The 23,703-nt window shown below is 73.1% G+C and carries 25 protein-coding genes; 16 read left to right on the forward strand and 9 right to left on the reverse strand.

Annotated features, from left to right (window positions below):
• Positions 1-15 precede the first annotated feature (15 nt).
• From MVA48_RS22255 to MVA48_RS22275, 5 genes are all read left to right on the forward strand, one after another.
• Positions 16-816, forward strand: a complete 801-nt coding sequence (locus tag MVA48_RS22255) for a glycoside hydrolase family 16 protein (protein WP_246983786.1) — start codon at positions 16-18, stop codon at positions 814-816.
• Positions 817-835: 19 nt separating this feature from the next.
• Positions 836-2,113: an MFS transporter gene (locus MVA48_RS22260; RefSeq protein WP_246983794.1), complete on the forward strand. Its 1,278-nt coding sequence runs from the start codon at positions 836-838 to the stop codon at positions 2,111-2,113.
• A gap of 139 nt (positions 2,114-2,252) precedes the next feature.
• The gene (locus tag MVA48_RS22265) at positions 2,253-2,447 is read left to right on the forward strand and encodes a DUF3046 domain-containing protein (RefSeq protein WP_246983796.1); all 195 of its coding nucleotides are present in this window, start codon (positions 2,253-2,255) and stop codon (positions 2,445-2,447) included.
• 195 nt (positions 2,448-2,642) lie between these two features.
• Positions 2,643-3,680, forward strand: a complete 1,038-nt coding sequence (gene recA / locus MVA48_RS22270; protein ID WP_246983806.1) for a recombinase RecA — start codon at positions 2,643-2,645, stop codon at positions 3,678-3,680.
• Between the two features lie 8 nt (positions 3,681-3,688).
• Positions 3,689-4,303: a regulatory protein RecX gene (locus MVA48_RS22275; protein ID WP_246983808.1), complete on the forward strand. Its 615-nt coding sequence runs from the start codon at positions 3,689-3,691 to the stop codon at positions 4,301-4,303.
• Between the two features lie 27 nt (positions 4,304-4,330).
• On the opposite strand, the gene ctaD is transcribed toward MVA48_RS22275, so the two are convergent.
• The 7 genes from ctaD to MVA48_RS22310 form a co-directional block, all read right to left on the reverse strand.
• Positions 4,331-6,088: an aa3-type cytochrome oxidase subunit I gene (gene ctaD / locus MVA48_RS22280; RefSeq protein ID WP_246983810.1), complete on the reverse strand. Its 1,758-nt coding sequence runs from the start codon at positions 6,086-6,088 to the stop codon at positions 4,331-4,333.
• 229 nt (positions 6,089-6,317) lie between these two features.
• Positions 6,318-6,929 (reverse strand): hypothetical protein, encoded by a 612-nt coding sequence (locus tag MVA48_RS22285; RefSeq protein ID WP_246983812.1) that lies wholly within the window; start codon positions 6,927-6,929, stop codon positions 6,318-6,320.
• Between the two features lie 153 nt (positions 6,930-7,082).
• Positions 7,083-7,988 (reverse strand): amino acid ABC transporter permease, encoded by a 906-nt coding sequence (locus MVA48_RS22290; protein ID WP_246983814.1) that lies wholly within the window; start codon positions 7,986-7,988, stop codon positions 7,083-7,085.
• Positions 7,985-8,191: a hypothetical protein gene (locus MVA48_RS22295; RefSeq protein WP_246983816.1), complete on the reverse strand. Its 207-nt coding sequence runs from the start codon at positions 8,189-8,191 to the stop codon at positions 7,985-7,987. The genes MVA48_RS22290 and MVA48_RS22295 overlap by 4 nt, the downstream gene beginning before the upstream one ends.
• Entirely contained in the window at positions 8,131-8,634 is a 504-nt protein-coding gene (locus MVA48_RS22300) for an amino acid ABC transporter permease (RefSeq protein WP_246983823.1), read from the reverse strand. Before MVA48_RS22300 ends, MVA48_RS22295 begins: the two co-directional genes overlap by 61 nt.
• A gap of 67 nt (positions 8,635-8,701) precedes the next feature.
• Entirely contained in the window at positions 8,702-9,592 is an 891-nt protein-coding gene (locus tag MVA48_RS22305) for a glutamate ABC transporter substrate-binding protein (protein WP_246983826.1), read from the reverse strand.
• A gap of 22 nt (positions 9,593-9,614) precedes the next feature.
• Positions 9,615-10,334: an amino acid ABC transporter ATP-binding protein gene (locus tag MVA48_RS22310; protein ID WP_371821265.1), complete on the reverse strand. Its 720-nt coding sequence runs from the start codon at positions 10,332-10,334 to the stop codon at positions 9,615-9,617.
• A gap of 133 nt (positions 10,335-10,467) precedes the next feature.
• On the opposite strand from MVA48_RS22310, the gene miaB reads away from it, so the two are divergent.
• Positions 10,468-11,943, forward strand: coding sequence for a tRNA (N6-isopentenyl adenosine(37)-C2)-methylthiotransferase MiaB (miaB, locus tag MVA48_RS22315; protein WP_246983830.1), 1,476 nt, complete (start codon positions 10,468-10,470; stop codon positions 11,941-11,943).
• A gap of 66 nt (positions 11,944-12,009) precedes the next feature.
• Here the strand turns inward: miaB and MVA48_RS22320 are convergent, their stop codons facing one another.
• Positions 12,010-13,284, reverse strand: a complete 1,275-nt coding sequence (locus MVA48_RS22320) for a DUF349 domain-containing protein (RefSeq protein ID WP_246983833.1) — start codon at positions 13,282-13,284, stop codon at positions 12,010-12,012.
• Positions 13,285-13,662: 378 nt separating this feature from the next.
• Here MVA48_RS22320 and MVA48_RS22325 point away from each other — a divergent pair, with 378 nt between their 5' ends.
• The 7 genes from MVA48_RS22325 to MVA48_RS22355 all read left to right on the forward strand — a co-directional run bounded on the left by MVA48_RS22325 (position 13,663) and on the right by MVA48_RS22355 (position 19,843).
• The gene (locus MVA48_RS22325) at positions 13,663-14,364 is read left to right on the forward strand and encodes a hypothetical protein (protein ID WP_246983835.1); all 702 of its coding nucleotides are present in this window, start codon (positions 13,663-13,665) and stop codon (positions 14,362-14,364) included.
• Positions 14,361-15,284 (forward strand): tRNA (adenosine(37)-N6)-dimethylallyltransferase MiaA, encoded by a 924-nt coding sequence (miaA, locus tag MVA48_RS22330; RefSeq protein WP_246983837.1) that lies wholly within the window; start codon positions 14,361-14,363, stop codon positions 15,282-15,284. The genes MVA48_RS22325 and miaA overlap by 4 nt, the downstream gene beginning before the upstream one ends.
• Positions 15,281-16,159 carry a diaminopimelate epimerase gene (dapF, locus tag MVA48_RS22335; protein ID WP_246983839.1) on the forward strand — a complete coding sequence of 293 codons (879 nt, stop codon included), beginning with the start codon at positions 15,281-15,283 and terminating at the stop codon, positions 16,157-16,159. Before miaA ends, dapF begins: the two co-directional genes overlap by 4 nt.
• A 415-nt stretch (positions 16,160-16,574) precedes the next feature.
• On the forward strand, positions 16,575-17,981 hold the full coding sequence (gene hflX / locus MVA48_RS22340) for a GTPase HflX (RefSeq protein ID WP_246983841.1): 1,407 nt from the start codon (positions 16,575-16,577) through the stop codon (positions 17,979-17,981).
• Between the two features lie 116 nt (positions 17,982-18,097).
• The gene (locus MVA48_RS22345; protein WP_246983843.1) at positions 18,098-18,820 is read left to right on the forward strand and encodes a phosphatase PAP2 family protein; all 723 of its coding nucleotides are present in this window, start codon (positions 18,098-18,100) and stop codon (positions 18,818-18,820) included.
• A complete protein-coding gene (locus tag MVA48_RS22350) occupies positions 18,792-19,520 on the forward strand; it encodes an esterase-like activity of phytase family protein (protein WP_246983845.1) in 729 nt (242 codons plus the stop codon). Before MVA48_RS22345 ends, MVA48_RS22350 begins: the two co-directional genes overlap by 29 nt.
• Positions 19,508-19,843, forward strand: coding sequence for a hypothetical protein (locus MVA48_RS22355; RefSeq protein WP_246983847.1), 336 nt, complete (start codon positions 19,508-19,510; stop codon positions 19,841-19,843). The genes MVA48_RS22350 and MVA48_RS22355 overlap by 13 nt, the downstream gene beginning before the upstream one ends.
• A 33-nt stretch (positions 19,844-19,876) precedes the next feature.
• Here the strand turns inward: MVA48_RS22355 and lexA are convergent, their stop codons facing one another.
• Positions 19,877-20,656 carry a transcriptional repressor LexA gene (gene lexA, locus MVA48_RS22360; RefSeq protein ID WP_246983849.1) on the reverse strand — a complete coding sequence of 260 codons (780 nt, stop codon included), beginning with the start codon at positions 20,654-20,656 and terminating at the stop codon, positions 19,877-19,879.
• Positions 20,657-21,281: 625 nt separating this feature from the next.
• Between lexA and MVA48_RS22365 the strand changes: the two genes are divergently transcribed.
• The 3 genes from MVA48_RS22365 to nrdR all read left to right on the forward strand — a co-directional run bounded on the left by MVA48_RS22365 (position 21,282) and on the right by nrdR (position 23,577).
• Positions 21,282-21,428, forward strand: a complete 147-nt coding sequence (locus tag MVA48_RS22365; protein ID WP_246983851.1) for a LysM peptidoglycan-binding domain-containing protein — start codon at positions 21,282-21,284, stop codon at positions 21,426-21,428.
• A gap of 209 nt (positions 21,429-21,637) precedes the next feature.
• On the forward strand, positions 21,638-22,489 hold the full coding sequence (locus MVA48_RS22370) for a hypothetical protein (RefSeq protein WP_246983853.1): 852 nt from the start codon (positions 21,638-21,640) through the stop codon (positions 22,487-22,489).
• Between the two features lie 530 nt (positions 22,490-23,019).
• On the forward strand, positions 23,020-23,577 hold the full coding sequence (gene nrdR, locus MVA48_RS22375) for a transcriptional regulator NrdR (RefSeq protein WP_246983855.1): 558 nt from the start codon (positions 23,020-23,022) through the stop codon (positions 23,575-23,577).
• Positions 23,578-23,703 lie beyond the last annotated feature (126 nt).

The raw sequence follows: 23,703 nt of genomic DNA on the forward strand, positions 1-23,703 counted from the left end.
TCCGTGGAGGCCCGAGTGGACATCGTCGACCCCCGTCGCAGGACCGGCTACGTCCTCGAGCGGGAGGACGACTTCGCCGGTCCCGACCTCGACCGCTCGCTGTGGTTCCCCCACCACCTGCCGCAGTGGAGCTCGCGGGACCAGGCCGCCGCGCGCTACCGGCTGGACGCCGGCCTGCTGCGGCTCGTCGTCGAGGCGGACCAGCCACCGTGGTGCCCCGAGTTCGACGGAGGCACGCGGGTCTCCTCGTTGCAGACCGGCGTGTTCTCGGGGCCGGCCGGCAGCGTCGTCGGGCAGCACCGCTTCACGGCCTCCGCCGTCGTCCGCGAGCCGCAGGACGAGCAGCGGCTCTTCGTGCCGCAGTACGGCTTCTTCGAGATGCGGGCGCGGGTCGGCGACGACCCGAACGGCATGGCGGCGCTGTGGATGATCGGCTTCGAGGACCGGCCGGAGCGGTCGGCGGAGATCTGCGTCTTCGAGATCTTCGGCCGGGATGTCGCGCCCGGCCGGAGCGGAGTCGGCATGGGCGTGCACCCGTTCGGCGCCCCGACCCTCACCGACCGGTTCAGCCGCCCCGTCCTGCCCATCGACGCGCGCGACTTCCACGTCTACGCCGTGGAGTGGGCGCCCGGGCACGTCGCCTTCTTCGTCGACGCGGCCGTGATCACCGTCGTCGAGCAGTCACCGGCCTATCCGATGCAGTTCATGCTCGGCACGTACGCGTTCCCCGCCGACGACGGCTCGCCGCCGCCCGGGCCGTATCCGAAGGAGTTCGTCGTCGACAGCTTCCGGGCGTACCGCCGCACGGACCCCTGAGTCCGGCACACTGCCGCCCATGCTCCCTCCGCCCACGCCGCCGGCGACCGACGTCGATGCGGTCGCCGTCCAGCGCCGGACGGTCGGCGTCCTCAGCGCCGGCGTCGCCCTGGGTGGCCTCGGCGTCACCGTGGGCATCACCGTCGGCGGGCTGCTGGCTCGCGACGTCGCCGGCACCGACAGCGCCGCCGGTCTCGGGACGACGGCCGGCGTGCTCGGCGCGGCTTTCCTCGCCGTCCCGCTGGCACGGATCAGCGATCGGGGCGGCCGCCGGGCGGGGCTCGCCGCGGGGTACGCCGTCGCCGTCCTCGGGGCGCTCGTGACCGTCGTCGCCGCCGCGCTGTCGTCGCTCCCGTTGCTGCTCGTGGGGCTGTTCGGATTCGGGGCGGCGACCGCCTGCGGCCTGCAGGCCCGCTACGCCGCCGCCGACCTGGCCTCGCCGGAGCGCCGTGGTCGTGACCTCTCCCTGGTGGTCTGGGCGACCACCGTCGGCTCGGTGCTGGGGCCGAACCTGGCCGGCCCCGGCGCCGATCTCGGCCGCTGGCTCGGTCTCCCGCCACTGGGCGGCGCCTTCGTGGTGCCCGCGGCCGTGCTCGCCGTGGTCGCCGGCGGGCTGCTCCTGCTGCTCCGTCCCGACCCGCTGCTCCTCGCGCGCCGGCTCGGCGGGGTCGCCACCGGGCCTCGCCCGCGCCGCGCCACCGGAGCCGCCCTCCGCTCGGTCTGGGCCTCGCCTCCGGGACGCCTGGGTCTGACGTCCGTCGTGGTGTCCCACTCGGTGATGGTCGGCGTCATGGTGATGACCCCGGTGCACATGGGCCACGCCGGCGGGGCCGAGGGGACGACGCTGCGCCTGATCGGCCTGGTGATCAGCGTGCACGTGGCCGGTATGTACCTGTTCTCACCGCTGGTCGGTGTGCTGGCCGACCGGGTGGGCCGTCGGGCCACCGTGGCCATCGGTGGCGGGCTGCTGCTCGCCGCCGCGGCGCTGTCCGGGACGGCGTCCTCCGGTGCCGCGCTGCAGCTGGGCGTCGGCCTCTTCCTCCTCGGGCTCGGCTGGTCCTGCGGCCTGATCGCCGGATCGACGCTGGTCACCGAGTCGGTGTCGGCCGCCGAGCGCCCGACCGCGCAGGGCGGCACCGACCTGCTCATGGGGCTGGGCGCGGCTGTCGCCGGCGTCGTGGGCGGGCCGCTGCTGGCCGTCGGTGGCTTCGGCCTGGTGACCGGGGTGTCCGCCGCTCTGGTCCTGCCGCTGGTGGCCGTGTGGGTCAGGGGCCCCAGCGGTCGCGGTAGTTCCTGATCAGCAGGACGACGAGCACGAGCATCGCGAGGACGATGCCGATCTGCAGGACGAGGTCGAGGGTCTCGTTTCCCGTGCCGGGGATCACGCCCCCGAGCGTAGGCCGCCGCCGCGCTGCGGCAGGGGTTAGCGTCTGGGCGTGCGCCTGCAGGATTTCCGGTCCCGGATGGACCGCCAGTTCGGATCGATGCGGGCCGAGAGCCTGGTCCGGGACCACGTGTTCGCCGCTCTCGGTGGGCGGACGGCGCTGGAGGCCATCGACGCCGGGCTGCCGGTCCGGGCGGTGTGGCTGGCCATCTGCGAGGAGTACGACGTGCCCAAGAAGGAGCGCTGACGCGACCGCTGGGTCGGTTGTGCCGGCTGTGCCGCGGGGCGGCGTGTCGGCCTGGCAGTCGAACACGTGTTCGGCCTACAGTGGCGTCCACAGGCCGGTCGGCTCTCCACAGGTCCGCCTGCAATCTGAAAACTGTCGGTGCCCGGTCCTAGCGTCGGTCCCGACCCGCTTCCCCCGCGAACCGAAGGACCCCCCATGGCAACGCTCGACCGCGACAAGGCCCTCGACATGGCCCTCGCCCAGATCGACAAGCAGTTCGGCAAGGGCTCGGTCATGCGCCTCGGCGACAACGCCGCTCAGCCGATCAAGGTCATCCCGACCGGCTCGATCGCCCTCGACATCGCGCTGGGCATCGGTGGGCTGCCCCGCGGCCGCGTCATCGAGGTGTACGGCCCCGAGTCCTCCGGCAAGACCACCGTGGCCCTGCACGCAGTGGCCAACGCCCAGGCGGCCGGTGGTATCGCTGCGTTCGTCGACGCCGAGCACGCCCTCGACCCCGAGTACGCCCGCGCCATCGGCGTCGACACCGACGCCCTGCTCGTCAGCCAGCCCGACACGGGTGAGCAGGCGCTCGAGATCGCCGACATGCTGATCCGCTCCGGTGCGCTGGACATCATCGTCATCGACTCGGTGGCCGCCCTGGTGCCCCGTGCCGAGATCGAGGGCGAGATGGGTGACAGTCACGTCGGTCTCCAGGCCCGCCTCATGAGCCAGGCGCTGCGCAAGATCACCGGCGCCCTGAGCAATTCCGGCACGACGGCGATCTTCATCAACCAGCTGCGCGAGAAGGTCGGCGTCGTCTACGGCTCGCCGGAGGTCACCACCGGTGGCCGCGCACTGAAGTTCTACTCGTCGGTCCGGCTCGACGTCCGTCGGATCGAGACCCTCAAGCAGGGCACCGACGCGGTCGGCAGCCGGGTGCGGGTGAAGGTGGTCAAGAACAAGGTGGCCGCCCCGTTCAAGCAGGCCGAGCTCGACCTCCTCTGGGGGCAGGGCTTCAGTCGCGAGGGCGGCATCATCGACGCCGGCGTCGAGCAGGGCTTCGTGAAGAAGTCCGGCGCCTGGTACACCTACGACGGCGACCAGCTCGGCCAGGGCAAGGAGAACGTCCGGGCCTTCTTGCGGGACAACCCCGACCTCGCCGACGAGATCGAGAAGAAGGTCAAGGAGAAGCTCGGCATCGGCGCGACGCTCGACGCCCCGGCCGAGCCCGCCGCGCCCGTCGACTTCTGAGCCGGTCGGTGACCGGCCGACCAGCCACCCGCCGCTCCCGCCGTCCCTATGACACGGGGCGCGGCGGCTCCGACGGCGATCCCCTGAACCCGGATCCCGTTCCCGGGGCACCCGAGGACGACCTCGGCGACCCCGAGTCGGTGGCGCGCAGCATCTGCCTGCGCGCGCTGACCGGGGCGCCGAAGACCCGCGCCCAGCTGGCCGACCTGCTCGACAGGCGGGGTGTGCCCGAAGAGGCGGCGGAGGCGGTGCTCGACCGCTTCACCGAGGTGGGGCTCATCGACGACGCCGCGTTCGCCCGCGCCTGGGTGAGTTCGCGGCAGGCAGGCCGGGGGCTGGCGCGACGCGCGCTCAGCGCGGAGCTGCGGGCGAAGGGCGTGGAGCCCGAGGTCGCGGCGCTGGCGGTGGCGGCCGTCGACGACGACGACGAGCGCGCGGCCGCCCGCCGGTTGGTCGACCGCAAGCTCGGGTCCGTCCACCGGGTCGACCGCGCGACCGCCACCCGCCGGCTCATGGGCATGCTGGCCCGCAAGGGCTACAACGGCGGCCTGGCCGCGGCCGTCGTACGCGAGGCGCTGGACGCCGACGGTGCCGCACCGGGCGACGACGTCGACGACCTGTAGCCCGCAGCCAGGAGGCGGCAGCCTCGATCAGGTCGGGTCGGGGTCCCTCGGGCCCTGCCGCGGCCCGCTCTCCCCGTCGACCACGCTGTCTGCGTAGGGCGAGTGCCCCTTGCCGGCGTGCGCCTCCACCTGCAGGCGCTCGATGAGGTGCGGGTAGTGCGCCTCGAACGCCGGCCGTTCGGAGCGGATCTTGGGGATCTCGAGGAAGTTGTGCCGTGGCGGCGGTGACGAGGTGGCCCACTCCAGCGAGTTGCCGTGACCCCAGGGGTCGTCGCGCAGCGCCAGTTGGCCGTACCTCCACGAGTGCACGACGTTGTACAGGAACGGGACGATCGAGGCGCCGAGCACGAACGAGAAGATGGACGAGATCGAGTTCATCGTGGTGAATGCGTCGGTGCCCAGGTAGTCCACGTAGCGGCGGGGCATGCCCTCGTTGCCCAGCCAGTGCTGGATCAGGAACGTGCCGTGGAAGCCGATGAACGTCATCCAGAACTGCAGCTTGCCCAGCCGCTCGTCCATCATGCGGCCGCACAGCTTCGGGAACCAGAAGGCGATGCCGGCGTTGGCGGCGAACACCACGGTGCCGAAGACGACGTAGTGGAAGTGGGCGACGACGAAGTAGCTGTCGTTGAGGTGCCAGTCCAGCGGCGGGCTGGCCAGCAGGACGCCGGTCAGGCCGCCCAGCAGGAAGGTGACCATGAAGCCGACCGACCACAGCATCGGCGTCTCGAAGGTCAGCTGGCCGCGCCACATCGTGCCGATCCAGGAGGCGAACTTCAGGCCGGTCGGCACGGCGATCAGGTAGGTCAGGAAGGCGAAGAACGGCAGCAGGACGGCGCCGGTGGCGTACATGTGGTGCGCCCACACGGCGACGGAGAGGAAGCCGATGGCGATGGTGGCGCCGACCAGTCCCTTGTAGGCGAAGATCGGCTTGCGGCTGAAGACCGGGATGATCTCGGTGACGATGCCGAAGAACGGCAGCGCGATGATGTAGACCTCGGGGTGCCCGAAGAACCAGAACAGGTGCTGCCACAGCATCGGGCCGCCGTTCTCGTCGGAGTAGATGAGCGCTCCGAGGTGGCGGTCGGCCAGCATGCCGAAGATCGCGGCGGTCAGGATCGGGAAGGCGAAGAGCACCAGGACGCTGGTGATCAGCGTGTTCCAGGTGAAGATCGGCATCCGGAACATGGTCATCCCGGGCGCCCGGAGGCAGACGATCGTGGTGATGAAGTTGACCGCGCCGAGGATCGTGCCCAGGCCGCTGACGGCCAGGCCGGCGAACCACAGGTTGGCGCCGGCGCCCGGCGAGTGGACGCCGTTGGACAGCGGCGCGTAGGCGTACCAGCCGAAGTCCGCGGCACCGCCGGGAGTGAAGAAGCCGGACACCGCGATCAGGCTGCCGAAGAAGAACAGCCAGAACGACAGCGCGTTCAGCCGCGGGAAGGCGACGTCGGGGGAGCCGATCTGCAGCGGCATGATCAGGTTGCCGAACGCGAAGAACAGCGGCGTCGCGAACATCAGCAGCATGACCGTGCCGTGCATGGTGACCAGCTGGTTGTACTGCTCCGGCGAGAGGAACTGCAGCCCGGGACGGGCCAGCTCACCGCGCATCAGCATCGCCATCAGGCCGCCCGCGATGAAGTACACGAACGACGTGACCAGGTACATCAGGCCGATGGTCTTGTGATCGGTCGTGCGCAGCAGGTTGGACAGCCGCGAGCCCTTGGTGGTGACCTGGACCGGGCTGGGCCGGCTCACGATGGGCTGGGGCGCGATCGCGGTCATGCCGGCGCCTCCCCACCACCGTGGGCCGGCTCGGACGCGGCACCCGTGGGCGGCCGCCTCCGGACGTCGGAGCTGCGGGACATGGCGGCCCCCGGGTCGGGACGCGCGCTCGGCGCGCCTGCGGTCGACACGACGCTCGTGGTGCGAGCGGCACGCCCATGGTGGCGCAACTGCGCCCGAAGGGAAACCCGGAGCGCGGCGCCGCCCGGCTGCGGGAGCGGACCGGGGATCAGCCGGCGGTGACCCAGGCGGTGACGTCGACGGCGACGCCTTCGGACGCCTCCGGGTCGGCGACCACCCAGCGCTCGGACCGGTGCTGCCCCGAGCCGAACCAGCGGCGGATCTGCCGGTCGAAAGCGTGCCTGGAGGGCCGGGCGGGCGAGCCTGCCGGCCCGAGGAAGGTCAGGTCGGTCGTCGTGTCGTCGGCGTAGCGCAGCACGACCCGGCACCGGGCGCGACGGTGACGGGCGGGAGGCACCGCTTCCCGGACCACGGCGCTCTCCGCGCCTGCAGCCTCGGCGAACTCGGCCGCCGCCGAGCGCAGCCGGGCGACGAACTCCTGCGCGGGGTCGGTGTCCCCTGTCTCGCCGGCCGGCGCAGCGACCGCCGGCGTACGTTCCCGCGCACCCGGCTCCGGCTCGCCGTCGGAGAAGTCCACGATCCACCGCTGCGTCGGCGGCCCGCCGTCGTCCTCCGGCTCGTCGTCCTCGGCCACGTCGACGACGAAGCGCTCGGTGTCCGGACCGTCGTCCGCCTGCGGTACGGGCGGCTTGCCCTGGCGGTCGCGCTGTTCCGGCAGCTCCGTCTCGAACCGCTCGGTGACCGGTTCGTCGGCGTCCACGTCGCGCGGGGCGGCCGTCTGCTCGGCGCCGACCCGCGGAACGGGGGGAGCGTTCGGCGCCCCACCGGGTGCATGGTCTCCATGGTGCTGTCCAGTGTCGCCACGGATCGGGCGGCGTGTTGCATGCGACGCGCCGCGGGTGGGGCACGGGGGTCAGGTGGGACGAACGGCGCCTCCGCCACCGCCCATCTGGACGTCCACCGGCAGCTCCTCCTCGTCGCCGGCGGCCACCTTCGCGCTCCGCCGGGTGCGGCGCTCGACCCACCTGGCCAGCAACGACAGCAGCACGTTCACCACGATGTAGATCAGCCCGGCCGCGACGTAGAGCTGGAAGGTGTAGATGGGGCCGAACTGGAAGTTGAGCGTCTCCACCAGGCTCCGCGAGGTCCGCAGCAGCTCCAGGTAACCCACGATGAAGCCCAGGGAGCTGTCCTTGAGCAGCACGACGAGCTGGGCGATGAGCACCGGCAGCATCCGGCGCACCGCCTGCGGAACCAGGATGAACGTCATCACCTGCCACTTGCGCATGCCGAGTGCGAAGGCGGCCTCGCTCTGCCCGCGGTCCACCGACAGGATCCCGGCCCGGATGATCTCGGCCAGGACCGCCATGTTGTAGAGCGTCAGCCCGAGGGCGAGTGCCCCGAAGGCACTGGTCTGGATGCCGATGGCGGGCAGGTACAGGAAGCAGAAGAGGATCAGCACCAGCAGCGGGACGGCCCGGAAGAACTCGATCACGGCGCTGACCGGCAGCCGGACCCACGCGTGGTCGGAGAGCCGCCCGACGGCGAGCAGGGCGCCGAGGACGGTGGCGGCGACCATGCCGACGGCGGCGACCTCCAGGGTGTTGACCAGCGCCTCCAGCAGTCGCTGCGGCACGTTGGTCCGGGTGTCGAAGAGGATCGCCCAGCGCGCCGGATCCAGCTGGCCGTTGATCCCCAGCCGCCACAGGGCCAGCCCGACGATGGCCAGCACCAGCACCAGGCCGACGACGCTGCCGATTCGCTGGCGGCGCCGCGCACGGGGGCCCGGGAGGTCGAAGAGGACCGAACTGGTGCTCATCGGAGGATCGCCAGACGTCGTTCGAGCAGCTGGAGACCCCAGGCCGACGGCAGTGTGATCACCAGGTAGCCGACGACGACGGCCAGGAAGACCAGGGCGAGCTGGTCGGCCTGCGAGTTGGCCAGCCGCTGCAGGAGCGCGGTCAGGTCGCTGACGGCGAAGCCGGCGGCGATGGAGGTGTTCTTCGCCAGGGCGATCCACACGTTGCCCAGCGGGGGACGACGGTGCGGAAGGCCTGGGGCAGGACCACCGTCGTGAGGCTCTGCCGGAAGTCCAGACCGATCGCCCTGGCCGCCTCGGCCTGTCCCGGCGGCACGGCGTTGATGCCCGAGCGGAGCGCTTCGGCGACGAAGGCGGCGGTGTAGAGGCCGAGCGAGGCGACCGCGGCGATGAACCGGCTCGGGAACTGCAGGTCGATGTAGACCAGTCCGAAGACCAGGAAGAAGAACACGACGGTGAGCGGCGTGTTCCGGAACACCTCGACGTAGAACGCCGAGAGCACGCGCAGCGCAGGGATGGGGCTGACCCGCATCGCCGCGAGCAACGTGCCCAGGACCAGGGCGACCAGGCCGCTGGCGACGGCCAGGCTGAGCGTCGTCAGGAAGGCGTCCCGGATGAGCGGGAAGTTGTCGGCGAGGAAGGACATCTTCCCCCTCTCGGTTCAGCGCGACACCTGCCGGGGCCGGCGCAAGCCGGCCCCGGCAGGGGCGGGATCAGTAGCGGTCGACCTGCGGCGGCTCGGGAGCCTCCTGGCCGGTGATGGCGCCCGCGGTCTCCTCCCAGGCCTCGGCCCACGAGCCGTCCTCGAAGGACTCCTCCAGGACGTCGTTGATGAAGTCGCGCAGGTCGTCCTGGCCCTTCGGGACGCCGATGCCGTACGGCTCCTCGGAGAAGGGGTTCCCGACGAGCTCGAACGCGTCGGGGTCCCCGGCGACGAAGCCGGTGAGGATGACGTTGTCGGTGGTCACCGCGGCGACGTTGCCGTTGCGCAGGTCGTCGGCGCACTTGGAGTAGGCGTCGTAGAGGACCAGCTCGGCCTCGGGGTAGTCGGTCCGGATCCGCTCGGCGGGCGTCGAGCCCTCGACCGAGCAGACGGTCTTGCCGGCGAGGTCCTCGGGCCCTTCGATGCCCTCGGGGTTGCCGGCGGCGACCATGATGTCCTGCCCGGCGACGTAGTACGGCCCGGCGAAGTCGATCCGCTGCTTGCGCTCGTCGTTGATCGTGTAGGTCGCCACGACGATGTCGACGCGGTCCTGCTCGAGGAACGGCTCGCGGTTGGCCGAAACGGTCTCGGTGAAGGTGATCTGGTCCTCCGAGAGACCCAGCTTGGCGGCGATGATCTTGGCGATCTCGACGTCGAAGCCCTCGGGGTCGCCGGCCGTGTTGGCCAGGCCGAAGCCCGGCTGGTCGATCTTCGTGCCGACGCGGAGCTCGCCGGCCTCGACGATCTCGGCCATCGTGCTGCCGGGCTCGAACTCGACCTCCTCGACCTCGGCGGTGGTCTCCTCCGCGTCCTCCTGGGCCTGGTTGCCGGCCTCGCTGGCGCAGCCGGTGAGCAGGAGGCCGAACGCCGCGAGCGTCGCGGCTCGTCGGGTGATGCGCATCAGGTGATCCTTTCGGGTTGCCTCAGTGGTTGAGGATCTTGGAGAGGAAGTCCTTCGCCCGGTCGGAACGCGGGCTGGTGAAGAAGGTCTCCGGGTCGGCGGACTCGACGATCCGGCCGCCGTCCATGAAGACGACCCGGTTGGCCGCGCGGCGGGCGAACCCCATCTCGTGGGTGATGACGATCATCGTCATGCCCTCGTGGGCGAGCGACGTCATCACGTCGAGCACCTCGTTGATCATCTCCGGGTCGAGTGCCGAGGTCGGCTCGTCGAAGAGCATGACCTTGGGATCCATGGCCAGTGCCCGGGCGATCGCCACCCGCTGCTGCTGGCCACCCGACAGCTGTGCCGGGTACTTGTCGGCCTGCACGCCGACGCCCACCCGGTCGAGGAGCTCGCGGGCCCGCTTCTCGGCCTCCGCCTTCGACTTCCCGCGCACCTTGATCGGCCCGAGGGTGACGTTCTCGAGGATCGTCTTGTGCGCGAAGAGGTTGAAGCTCTGGAAGACCATGCCGACGTCGCTGCGCAGGCGGGCCAGCTCCTTGCCCTCCTCCGGCAGTCGCCGGCCGTCGATGCTGATCTCGCCCTTCTCGATGGCCTCGAGGCGGTTGATGGTGCGGCAGAGGGTCGACTTCCCCGAGCCCGACGGCCCGATGACGACGACGACCTCGCCGCGGGCGATCTCCAGGTCGATGTCCTGGAGCACGTGCAGGTCGCCGAACCACTTGTTGACGCCGGACAGCCGGACGAGAGGTTCTCCGTGGGGACGGCTCACGGGAGCGACCCTAGGCGGCGCCGGACACGGGGAGTGATCGAGGCGATCACGAAGGCGTAACGAAGGGGATGGCGGAGGAGCGCCGTACCCTCGTCTGGTCATGGGATCCGAGGTCGAGACACCCGCGCGCACCTACCGGGTGCGCACGTACGGGTGCCAGATGAACGTGCACGACTCCGAGCGGCTGTCCGGGCTGCTGGAGGCCGCGGGCTACACCGCCGCGCCCGAGGGCGCCGACGCCGACGTCGTCGTCCTCAACACCTGCGCGGTGCGCGAGAACGCGGACAACCGGTTGTACGGCAACCTCGGGCACCTGCGACCGGTCAAGGACGCCCGCCCCGGCATGCAGATCGCCGTGGGCGGCTGCCTGGCGCAGAAGGACCGCGGCGAGATCGTCCGCCGTGCCCCGTGGGTGGACGTCGTCTTCGGCACGCACAACGTCGGCTCCCTGCCCGCGTTGCTCGAGCGTGCACGGCACAACGCCGAGGCACAGGTCGAGATCGTTGAGGCGCTCGAGGTCTTCCCGTCGACGCTGCCGGCGAAGCGTGACTCCGCCTACGCCGGTTGGGTGTCGATCAGCGTCGGCTGCAACAACACCTGCACGTTCTGCATCGTCCCGTCGCTGCGCGGCGCGGAGAAGGACCGCCGGCCGGGCGAGATCCTGGCCGAGGTCCAGGCGCTGGTGGACCAGGGTGTGCTCGAGGTGACCCTGCTCGGCCAGAACGTCAACGCCTACGGCGTCGAGTTCCGCGACCGGGGCGCGTTCGCCGACCTGCTGCGCGCGGCCGGGCGCATCGACGGGCTGGAGCGCATCCGCTTCACCAGCCCCCACCCGCGCGAGTTCACCGACGACGTGATCGCCGCCATGGCAGAGACGCCGGCGGTCTGCCACCAGCTGCACATGCCCCTGCAGTCGGGTTCGGACGACGTGCTGCGCCGGATGCGCCGCGGCTACCGGCAGGAGCGCTACCTCGGGATCATCGACCGCGTCCGCGCCGCCATGCCCGACGCAGCCATCACCACCGACATCATCGTGGGCTTCCCGGGGGAGACCGAGGACGATTTCCAGCAGACCCTCGAGGTCGTCCGGCGAGCCCGCTTCGCCAGCGCGTTCACGTTCCAGTACTCGAAGCGCCCCGGCACACCGGCGGCCGAGATGGACGGCCAGCTGCCCAAGGACGTCGTCCAGGAGCGGTACCTGCGGCTGACCGCGCTGCAGGACCAGATCAGCTGGGACGAGAACAAGGCGCTCGTGGGCACGAAGGTCGAGCTGCTGGTCGCGGCGGGGGAGGGCAGCAAGGACGCGGCCACCGGCCGGCTCTCCGGCCGGGCCCGCGATGGACGCCTGGTCCACTTCACGGCCGCCGACGGCGTCCGGCCCGGTGACGTCGTGGAGACCGTCGTCACGCAGGCCGCGCCGCACCACCTCGTCGCCGACGGGGTCCTGCTGTCGCACCGGCGCACCCGCGCCGGGGACGCGTCCGAGGCGGGGATCCGCCCGACGACGTCCGGCGTCTCCCTGGGCATGCCGCGGGTCGGCGTGCCGGCCCCGCTCGCCCCCGCCCCGAGCTGCTGACCCGCTTTCGGTACAGAAAGCGGGTCACCGGGCCGCGCTTTCCGTACAGAAAGCGGGGGAAGGGCCTCAGCGGCGGGCGGACTTCTCCGCCTCGGCCAGCCACTGGCGGCGCGTGGCGAGGTTGGCCCTGGCCTCCTCGATCCGCTTCGCATCGCCCGCCGCCTCGGCCTTGGCCAGCTGCTCCTCGGCCTTGGTGACCGCGGCGCGCATGGAGGCCACCATCGGGTTCTCCGGCGCGCTGCGGGAGCGACCGGCGTCGGCGGCGCCGCGGATCCTCTGCTCGACCGCCTGCATCCGGTCCTCGAGCGCCCGCATCGCCCCGCGCGGGACGTGGCCGATCGCGTCGTAGCGCTCCTGGATCTTGCGCAGCGCGTTCTGCGCGCCCCGCAGGTCGGTGGTCGGGTCCAGCTTCTCGGCCTCGGCCAGCAGCTCCTCCTTCCGCTGCTGGTTGGCCAGCTCCTCGCTGCTGCGCTTCTTGTCCGACTCGCCGCGGGCGGTGAAGAAGACGTCCTGGGCGGCGCGGAACTGCTTCCAGAGGTCGTCGTCGCCGTCGCGGCCGGTGCGCGGCACGGCCTTCCAGCGGTCCATCAGCGACCGCATCGCGGCGCTGGTCGGCCCCCACTCCGTGGACGTCGACAGCTGCTGCGCCTCCTTGATCAGCTCCTGCTTCGCCGCGCGGGCCTCACCGCGCTGGGCGTCCAGCGAGGCGAAGTGCGCGCCCCGCCGGCGGCCGAACGCGTCGCGGGCCGCGGCGAACCGAGACCACAGCGCCTCGTCGGTCTTCCGGTCGATGCCGCGGATGGTCTTCCACTCCTCGACGATGGCCTTGAGCCTGTCGCCGGCGGCCTTCCACGCGGTCGACTCGGCGGCGATCTGCTCCGCCTCGGCGGCCAGCGCCTCCTTGCGGGCCACCTGCTGGGCGCGGGCGGCCGCCTTCTCCGCGCGGAACTCCGCAGCCGCGGAGTCCGCGGTGTCGACCATCGCGCGGGCGCGGGCGGCCAGCCCCTCGAGGTCGCCGACGGCGGCGGCGGCCGGGATCTGGTCGGCCAGGACCTGGGCCTTGTTCTTGATCTCGCCGGGGTTGCCCGTGTGCGCCTTCAGTCGCGCCTCGAGCAGTGCCACCTCGGTGGCGAGGTCGTCGAACCGGCGCCCGTAGTGGGCCAGGCCGGCCTCCGGCTCACCCGCCTGCCACGAGCCGACGGCTCGCTCGCCGTCGGTGGTGCGCACGTACACGGTGCCGTCCTCGTCGACCCGGCCCCAGGCGGCGGGGTCGCTCGGTGGCGGCAGGACCGGCTCGGGGGCCGCGGCCGCTGCCGGTGCGGCGGGGGCGGGGGACGGCACGGGCACGGGCTTGGGGCCCGGCCGGGGGCGGTCGGCCTGGGTGTCTCCGCCGCGGGCGGCGCGTCGGTCGTCGGGTCCGCGACGGCGGCGTCCTCGGGAGCCGGCGCGGCCGCGGTGCCGGCCTCGGGCGTCACCGCCTCGCTCGACGCGGGGAGGTCGGCGTCGGCCTGCGGCGCGGCCGCGGCCTCCTCCTCCGGTCCGGGGACCGCCTCGGGCGTCACCGCGTCGGGGGAGACCTGGTCGACGGTCGTCGCCTCCGCGCGGTCCGCGTCGGTGTTCTCCGCAAGCGGCGGAGAGGCCTGCTGCGCCCCGGTGCCGGGGTCGTCCGTGCTCGACACGACGGCAGTGTCCCACGTCGCATCCGGGAGACTGCTCGGCGTGAGTGCTGTCGCTGGAACGACCGTCGCGGTCGCGTTCTGCCCGATGCCGCCGCTGCTGCTGCCGGCAGTCGAGGGCCGGCCCGCGACCGAGACGGTCGCATTGCGGGCGGCGTGCGCCGAGGCCGTGGGGGAGATGCTCGCCACCCGGCCCCCGGTCGTGGTGGTGGTGGGGGACGGCGTGCCTGCGGGCGTCCGGTTCGGGCCCGGGGACTGCGGTGACCTGCGCGGGTTCGGGGTGGCCGTCGACGTGCCGTTCAGCGGACGCGCCCGGCCGGGTTCCCGCCGCCTGCCGCCGGCTCACACGCTGGGCGCCTGGCTGCTGGACGAGGCGGGCTTCGCCGGTACGCGCGTCGGGATCGGGCCCGCCGACCTGGCCCAGCTGGTGCGCGACCTGCCCGGCCCGCTGGGGGTCCTCGCGATGGGTGACGGCTCGGCGCGGCGCACGGTGAAGGCACCCGGCTATCTCGACGAGGCCGCCGTCCCGTTCGACGACGGCGTCGCGGACGCGCTGGCGGCGGGGGACGCCGCGGCCATCGCCGCGCTGGACGAGGAGGTGGCGGCCCGCCTGCTCGCCGCCGGGGTGCCCACCTGGCGGGCCGTCGGCGCCGCGCTCGCCGGCCGGCCGATCACCGCCCGGCTGCACCTGCACGACGCGCCGTTCGGGGTCGGCTACCTCGTGGCGTCCTGGGTGGCCGCGTGAGCGCACCGCCGCCGGTCGTGGCGGTCGTCGGCCCGACGGCGACCGGCAAGACCGCGCTCGCGGTGGCGCTGGCCCGGCGGCTCGGCGGTGAGGTCGTCAACGCCGACTCCATGCAGCTCTACCGGGGCATGGACATCGGCACGGCCAAGCCGGGACCCGACGAGCGGGGCGGAGTGCCCCACCACCTGCTGGACCTGTGGTCGGTGCGCGAGCCGGCGTCGGTGGCGGAGTACCGGCGCGTGGCGCGGTCGGAGATCGACCGGCTGCGCGCCGCGGGCGTCGTCCCCCTGCTCGTCGGCGGCTCCGGTCTCTACGTGCGGGCGGTGCTCGACGAGCTCGAGTTCCCGGGCACCGACCCCGCCGTCCGGGCGCGGCTGGAGGGGGACCTGGCTGCCCACGGCCCGGCGCAGCTGCACGACCGGCTGGCGCGCCTGGACCCCCAGGCGGCGGCGGCCGTCCTGCCCAGCAACGGACGGCGGATCGTCCGGGCGCTGGAGGTCATCGAGCTCACCGGTGCGCCGTTCCGGGCCTCGCTGCCCGAGCCGAGACCGCACTACCCCGTCGTCGGGATCGGTCTGGACCGCGAGCCGGCCGAGCTCGACGGGCGCGTCGCGCGGCGCGTCGACCGGATGTGGTCCGACGGCTTCGTCGCCGAGGTCGAGGGGCTGGTGGGCCAGGGGCTGCGGGAGGGGCCGACCGCCTCCCGTGCCCTCGGCTACGCGCAGGTCCTCGCGCAGCTGGACGGCACGCTCACCCCGGCCGAGGCACGCGAGCGGACGGTGTCCACCACGCGGCGGTTCGTCCGACGGCAGCGCTCGTGGTTCCGCAGGGACGCGACGCTCACCTGGTTCGACGGCGCGCGGCCGGACCTGGTCGACGCGGTCACCGCGGAGGTCGCCGCCCGTACGATCGAGCGGTGACCTCCGCTCCCCGGGTGCTGATCGGGCACGGCACGGAGAACGACTTCGTCGTCCTGCCCGACCCCGACGGCACCGTGTGGCCGGAGCGGCGCCTGGATGCCGCGCTCGTCCGGCGGCTGTGCGACAGGAGGGCGGGGCTCGGCGGTGACGGCGTCCTCCGCGTCGTCCGCAGCGTCCACGTGCCCGACGCGCCCGCCGTGCTCGGCGAGGACCTGCAGGCCTGCGAGTGGTTCATGGATCACCGCAACGCCGACGGCTCGACCGCCGAGATGTGCGGCAACGGCATCCGGCTCTTCCTGCACGTCCTGGTCACCGAAGGCCTGCTCGACCGTGGTGCCTGCGAGGCCGGGGTGCTCGTCGGCACCCGCGGCGGCCCGCGACGGGTCGGCGCCACGCCGGACGGCGCCTACTGGGTCGACATGGGGCCGGCCCGGCCGTTCGGGAAGGGCGAGGCCCACGTCGGCGACCGGACGTTCGCGGGGCTGGCCGTGTCCATGGGCAATCCGCACCTGGCTTGCCTGACCGAAGCCGACTTGGCGTCCCTGGACCTCACCCGCGCCCCCGAGTTCGACCCGGAGCTGTTCCCCGACGGGGTGAACGTCGAGCTGATCAACGTGCTCGAGGCGGGCCGCCACATCCGGCTGCGTGTCTCCGAGCGCGGTGTGGGGGAGACGCGCTCGTGCGGGACCGGGGCCTGCGCCGCCGCCTACGCCGCCCTCGTCGACGACGGGCGCACCGAGGGCACGGTCGTCGTCGACGTCCCCGGGGGGCGACTGTCGGTACGGGTCGCCCCCGGGACGACGGTCCTCGCCGGGCCCGCGGTCCTCGTCTCGGCCGGGGTCCTGTGCGCGGAGTGGCTCGGACCCCAGCGCTAGGCGGTCAGTACGGCTCTAGCTAGGCGCGGTCGTCGTCCTCCGTGGGCGACTCCGGCATCATCGACTGCCCCTCGATGCCGGGGCTGTCGGCCGGCGCCCCCTGACCGCTGTCCTGGTCCGGCCCGCCCGACGTGGTGCCGACCCCGCCGGAGAGCGGGTTGCGCGGGGGTTGAGGCCCTTGGGGTCGCGGCCGGGGTCGTCGATCTCGCTGTCCGCGCCCAGGCTGCTGGAGCCGGTGTCGCTCATCGCGTCCTCCTCGTCTCAGGCGTTGTGCCGCGTGGCGTATGTGTGGCCGTATTTGTCGCCAGGCCCCTACCCGCGCCCGGCGTCGGGATGCACCCGGAGGTGGGATGTGTTGTAGCCGGTGATGACAACTCAGATGACGCGCCCCGCGGCGCGTGCCACGCTGGAGACGATGACGACCGCTCCGACGCCCGCCCCGTCCGACGACACCACCGGTTCCTACGACCTGGAGGCCCGCGGCGCCCTGCGCCGGGTGGCCGGACTGTCCACCGAGCTGGCCGACGTCACCGAGGTCGAGTACCGGCAGCTGCGCCTCGAGCGCGTCGTGCTGGTCGGCGTGTGGACCGAGGGCACGCAGGCCGACGCCGACCGCTCGCTGGCCGAGCTCGCGGCGCTGGCCGAGACGGCCGGGTCGCAGGTGCTGGAGGCGGTCAGCCAGCGCCGGGACAAGCCCGACGCCGCGACCTACGTCGGGTCGGGCAAGGCCGCCGAGGTCCGTGACCTGGTCGCGGCGACCGGTGCCGACACCGTGATCTGCGACGGCGAGCTCACCCCCGGCCAGCTGAACCAGCTGGAGAAGCTGCTCAAGGTGAAGGTCGTCGACCGGACCGCGCTGATCCTCGACATCTTCGCCCAGCACGCGTCGAGCCGGGAGGGCAAGGCGCAGGTGGAGCTCGCGCAGATGCAGTACATGCTCCCGCGCCTGCGTGGCTGGGGTGAGTCGCTGTCCCGGCAGGCCGGTGGTCGTGTCGCCGGCGGTGGCGGCATCGGCACCCGCGGACCGGGCGAGACGAAGATCGAGACCGACCGGCGACGAATCCGCTCACGGGTCAGCAAGCTGCGCAGGGAGATCGCCGGCATGGCGACCGCCCGCGCGACGCAGCGGTCCAGCCGTGACCGCAACGCCGTACCCAGCGTGGCGATCGCCGGTTACACGAACGCCGGCAAGTCCAGTCTGCTCAATGCGCTGACCGGCGCCGGGGTCCTGGTCGAGAACGCGCTGTTCGCGACCCTCGACCCGACCGTCCGCCGCGCGCAGTCGCCCGACGGGCGGGAGTACACGCTGACCGACACCGTGGGGTTCGTGCGGCACCTGCCGCACCAGCTCGTCGACGCCTTCCGCTCGACCCTCGAGGAGGTCGCGGCGGCCGACCTGCTGCTGCACGTCGTCGACGGGTCCGACCCGGACCCGCTGGGCCAGATCGAGGCCGTCCGGGTCGTCCTCGGGGAGATCGACGCGGCCGCCGTGCCCGAGGTCATCGTCGTCAACAAGGTCGACGCGATGAGCGAGGACGACGTCCTGGCCCTGCGCCAGGCCCTGCCCGGCGCGGCATGGGTGTCGGCCCGCACCGGAGCCGGCATCGAACGACTGCGGGAGCTCATCGCGACCCGGCTGCCGCACCCCGACGTGGACGTCGACGTGCTGCTCCCGTACGACCGGGGTGACCTCGTCGCCCGGGTGCACCGGGACGGCGAGGTCCTGGCGGAGTCCCACGAGGAGTCGGGCACGCGGCTGACCGCCCGGGTGGACGGCGCCCTCGCCGCCGCACTGGAGGCCTTCGCCGTCCCGGTCGGCTGAGCCGCTGTGCCCGCCGAAGGAGCGGGGGCGGCCCGGCAGTGCGGTGGCCCCTCGGAGGGGTGGCGGCCCCGCTCGCTCGGATCACGGGGAGGTCACGGGCCGGTACGGTGATGTCCGTGACGAGCGGCGCGGTGCGGGAGGTCGGTCCGACCGCCGGCCACCGTGGCGCCTCGACCGGCCGGCCGGCCTGGTGGGCGATGGTCCTCGCGCTCGTCGTCGGCGCTTCGGTCACGCTCGACCTGCTGACGGGCGGATGGCTGGAGCGGCTGGACCTCCGCGTCGCCGAGACCGTGGGCGGCTGGGGGCTGCGCCGCTCCGACGCCTATCCCCTCGTCTGGCTCGTCACGCAGATCGGCGGGCGGGTCACCATCCTGGCGGTCGTGGCGGTGCTGGTCGGGTACCTCGCCTGGCGCCGTCGGACGTGGCTGCCGGTGATCCGCGTCCTCATCGCGCTGGCTCTGCTGACCGCGGTGGTCTACGCCATCAAGCACGGCACCGGCCGCACGGCGCCCGAGTTCCCCGGCTCGTACTTCTTCCACGAGGACGGGGCGTCGTTCCCGTCGGGACACGTGGCCAACGCCGTCCTCATGTGGGGCGTCGCCCGCTGGCAGGCCGTCGAGTACGCATTGCCCGCGCGGGTGCAGCGCGCGTTCTGGGTCCTGGCCGTCCTGGGGCCGATCCTGACCGGCCTGGCGATGGTGTCGCTCAACTTCCACTGGGTCACCGACGCGGTCGTGGGGGCCGCCGTGGGAGTCCTGCTGCTGGGCGTGGTTCACGCACTCGACGCAGTGGTTCTGTCACGCTGGGTACGTGCCCGAGCAGGCCGCCAGGCCGCGTAGCGGAATGCGGGGGCGGCTGGTGGCGGCGGGAGGAGCTCTCGGCGCCGCGGTCGTCCTCGGCTGCGCGCTGCCCGCGCTCGCCGAGGAAGGCGCCTCCGTCCCGGTGACGCAGTGCTCCATCACCGATCCCGCGCTACCCGAGCTCTCGGGTCTGGTGGTCGTCGGAGACCGGATGCTCGCGCTCAACGACGGCGGCGATCAGCTCACCGTCCACCTCCTGGACGCGGCATGCCAGATCGTCGACGGGGTCAGCGCGCCGATCGACCCCTACGACCCCGAGGACCTCGCCCGTGCCGCCGACGGCACCGTCTGGGTCGCCGACACAGGCGACAACAACGCCGCCCGGCCGACCGTCGCGCTGCTGGCGCTGCGGCCCGACGGGTCCCACGGCGTGTACCGGCTGACCTATCCGGACCGCCCGCACGACGCCGAGGCCCTGTTCCTCGCGCCCGACGGGACGCCGTACATCGTCACCAAGGAGATCCTGGGCGCCAGCAAGGTGTACCGGCCGGCTGCACCCCTGGTGGACGGCGGCACCGTCGCGCTGGTGGAGGTCGCGGCCGTCAACCTCACGCTCACCGGAACCCCGGGGGGCCGGTCGGGCAGGCCGGGCAGCTCCTGGTCACGGGGGGCGCGGTCTCCTCGGACGGACGGCACATCGCCCTGCGCACCTACACCGACGCCTACGTGTGGCCGCTGACCGGCTCGGACGTCCCGGCGGCACTGGCCGCCGAACCCGTGCGGATCCCGCTGCCCGAGTCGCCCCAGGGCGAGGCGATCAGCTTCTCGGCGGACAACCGGGGTTTGGTGGTGGCCAGCGAGGGGTTGCCGAGCGCCGTCACGATCGTCCCCTTGACGCCCCCCGCCATCGAGGCCGCGACCGCGCTGCCGGACGCGCCGGTGCCGAGCTTCACCGATCTGACCAGCTCAGGGCTCTCGCCCATCACCTCTGCGCTGATCGCCGCCTCGTTCGCCACGATCGTGGTGTGGCTCGGCGGCAAGATCGGCCGGCGCCGGCTCTGAGGTCCGGCCCCGCCCGGCCGACGGGGCCCGCCCTCACACCCGCCGCAGCACGCTGACGACACGGCCCAGGACCGTGGCGTCGTCTCCTGGGATCGGTTCGTACGCCGGGTTGTGCGGCAACAGCCAGACGTGGCCGTCCCGACGCTTGTAGGTCTTGACCGTCGCCTCGCCGTCGATCATCGCGGCGACGATCTCGCCGTTCTCCGCGGTCGGCTGCTGCCGGACGACGACCCAGTCGCCGTCGCAGATGGCGGCCTCGACCATCGAGTCACCGGTCACCTTGAGCATGAAGAGCGTGCCCTCGCCGACCAGCTCCCGCGGGAGCGGGAAGACGTCCTCCACCGCCTGCTCGGCCAGTACCGGGCCACCGGCGGCGATCCGGCCGACCAGCGGCACGTAAGTCGGCGCCGGAGCGGTCTCGTCGCCGGTGGCGGCCAGCCCCGTCAGGGCGGGCGTGGCGTGGGGGCTGTCCTCGGGCAGGCGGACGTCGAGCGCTCGCGGCCGGTTGGGGTCTCGGCGCAGCCAGCCCTTCTTCTGCAGCACGGAGAGCTGGTGCGCGACCGAGGAGGCGGAGGACAGCCCCACCGCCTCGCCGATCTCGCGCACCGACGGTGGATAGCCGCGACGGTCGATCGAGTCCCGGATGACCTCGAGGACCCGGCGCTGCCGCTGGGTCAACCCGTCGCCGTCCGCCCCGCGGTCGGGGAAGGAGCGGATCGTGGCGCTCTCGCCGCCGTCGGCCGTCCCCTCGGTCGTGGCGTTCCCGGACGTGCTGCCCCTGCGGCCGCCCGTCGACCCGCTCTTCGCCGCCACGTCGCCTCCTCGTCCACCGCTTGCGCGGCGTCTGTGTCCGTCCCTAGGACGGTAGCGCGCCCGAGGCACGGAATCAAACACATGTTCGAAGTCGTGCCGTGTCCGGTGGCTTTCGTCGGTGGTCTCCGGTAGACATCGAACAGCCGTTCGAATCGAACACGTGTTCGAGGCGGAGGGTGACCACGTCGACGAGGCGGGAGGAGCGGGTCATGGGATGTGTGCAGCAGGCCGTGCTGGAGTTCGACGAGGAGGTTCGGGCGCCCTGGCGCCCGCGCCTGGTCGAGGGGGGTGCGGGTGCGACGGCCGGCGCCGCCATGCGCACGCCGTCCCGCCGGAGTCCCTCCCGGGTCGGCGTGTGCCGTCCCCCGGGGGGCCCCGTCGTCTCCGGGCGTCCGAGGCCGACGAGCCGCACGCCCCGCCCCGGAGCGGCCTCGCCGGCTGCGCTCGGTTCGACGGTCGGAGGGTCAGACCTCGACCGGCCGGGATCCGTGCGGCTGCGGGCGACTCCCCGGGCGCGCAGGCTCGCGGTGGTCCTGGCGCTGGCCGCCGGGCTCGCGCTGGGGTCGTGGCTGGGGCCGCTCCTCGACGGGGACGGAGGACTGCGGTTGGCGGCGGCAGCAGTGTGGTGGTCCAGCCGGGTGACACGCTGTGGTCGATCGCCACCGACCTCGGGGGGGACGGCGACGTGCGCGTCCTGATCGACGAGATCCAGGAGATCAACGGGCTCGCCGGCGCGGAGGTCGTGCCGGGCCAGATACTGCAGCTGCCATGAGTCGGCTGGTCGGGGGCGGGGTGCGAGCGGGAGGACCGTGCACCCGGCCGAGCACCCGCGCCGGGTCGGTACCCCCTGGCCCCGCCGGCGCAGGGCCCGTCACGGCACAAGCTCTACAAGGTCGCGGCCCGACTTCGTCAACCCTCAGTGCGGGCGTCTTCACACTCTGTGGTCGCAGCAGCGCTTACGGTCGTCGGGTGTCAGGCGCCATGGAGAACCGAGCAGCGGTGTTCACCAGTCAACCCCAAGCGGTCGAGGTCTATCAGGCGGGCGCCTGGTGGGCCGGGGAGCTGCTGGGCTGGCGGCACGATGCGAGCGGGGCCTGCCAGGTGTGGGTCCGTGTCGTCCTCGGCGGGGTCGAGGAGACCGCCTGGACCGATCTCTCGACCCTGCGCCTGCCTGAGCGTCACCTCTCCGTGGCGGACGGGGGCTCGTCGCGCGCCACCGCCATCGCGCCGGACACCCAGGCGATGTCGGTGGCCCGCCCTCCCTCGGGGCGCCGCGCCCGTTCGGCGCAGTCCGACGGCGCTGTCACCGCCGGTCTCCCGCTGGTGCGCGACCTCTCCGTCGTCCCCGACGTCCCCGCGACCGGTGGTCGCCGCACTGCCGACGAGACGGCGCAGTTCGCGTCGGTGGGCCGGCGTCGCGCCCCCGAGCCACCCGAGTCGTCGGCCGGCGGCCGACGCCGCGCGCCCGACACGGGGGAGGTGCCGGCCATCGGCCGACGCCGGGCAGCGGACTTCTCGACAGCCGGGACCGCCGGCGCGTCCGGGCGGCACCGTGCGCCCGCGGCCGACGCCGGGCGACACCGCACCGCCGACACCGGACTGTTCCCGGTGGTCGGCGATGCCGGCCCGAGCCGGCCGGCTGCTCGCGCGCCGCGACCGTCCCCGACCGTGCACGCGCCGGGGCCCGACGGTGCGCTGGGGCCCAGGCCCCGCGAGTCCTGGACGGCACCGGCCGACCTCGAGCCGGAGATGCTCACCCGACCGATGCGCCTGAGCGACCAGGCCCCGCACGCCCGCCGTCCCCGCGTCGACGGGACCTTCACCCCGGTCTGACCGGCTGTCCCGCCGCCGCCCGCTGGCCGCGCCCGCCAGAGGGGCGGCACGGCGCCGACAGGGAGTCGTTCCCTCCTTCCCCTTCCCTGCCCGTCCGGCCTTCCGAGCGCGAGCCGGTGCCGGCCGGCTGCAGGGAGGTGCGGCACGCCCCGCCTCTCGTTGGCCTGCGCCCGCGGTCTCGGGAGGCCGACGCCCGGCCGCCGCGACGCCAGGCCGCCGCGGCGGCTTCCGATCGTCCGTCCGCGGGCGTCCCGGCGCGTCGCCGCGGCGTGTCGTGTGACTCGTGGGAATCGCTGTTCTCCCAGGTGACGGCAGTGTCGGGGCGGAACACGCCGGGTCATCCATCGCTTGCACATCTTGTGATGGCAGGCCTAGGGTTCCCCTACATCTAGTAGTTACAGAGTTGTAAGCCCGTCCACAGGTTCGTCCTCAGGTTCTCCCCGGAACGTCCACCGGATGTCCCCAGGGAGGTCCACAGGGGCACGTGTGGGGTCCCGAGCGAACGAACTCCCGGAAGGAGGTGGCCCGCGATGCGTTGCCCGTTCTGCCACAACGCCGACAGCCGGGTCATCGACTCGCGGGAGGCCGACGAGGGCGCCACGACGCGTCGGCGGCGTTCGTGCCCGAAGTGCGGGCGCCGGTTCACCACCGTCGAGGAGGCAGTGCTCGCCGTCGTCAAGCGCAGCGGGGTCAGCGAGCCGTTCAACCGGTCCAAGGTCGTCGCCGGCGTGCGGCGTGCCTGCCAGGGCCGCCCGGTGGACGAGGACCAGCTGAAGCTCCTGGCCCAGCAGGTCGAGGACGCCATCCGCGCCACCGGCGCCGCGGAGGTGCCCAGTCACGAGGTGGGGCTGGCGATCCTGCGGCCGCTCCGCGAGCTCGACGAGGTGGCCTACCTCCGCTTCGCGAGCGTGTACCGCTCCTTCACGTCGATCGAGGACTTCGAGAAGGAGATCACCGAGCTGCGGGCCCGTCACCTGACCGGTGGCACCCCGCCGCTGCCCGGCATGCAGGACACCCCGCCAGCCCCTCGCCGCCGAGGCGCCGGGCGCGCCGCGAACACCGGCGCGGCAACCCCCTCCGCCAGCTGAGAACTGTCAGTACCGACCGCTACAACACAACCAGCGCGGGACCAGCACGCGGCTCTTCCCCAGCCGCCGAGTCACGACACCACGTCACGACAACAAGGAGAGCTCCGTGACCGAGACCGAGGATCG

The sequence above is a fragment of the Blastococcus sp. PRF04-17 genome (genome assembly GCF_023016265.1).
Taxonomy (GTDB): domain Bacteria; phylum Actinomycetota; class Actinomycetes; order Mycobacteriales; family Geodermatophilaceae; genus Blastococcus_B.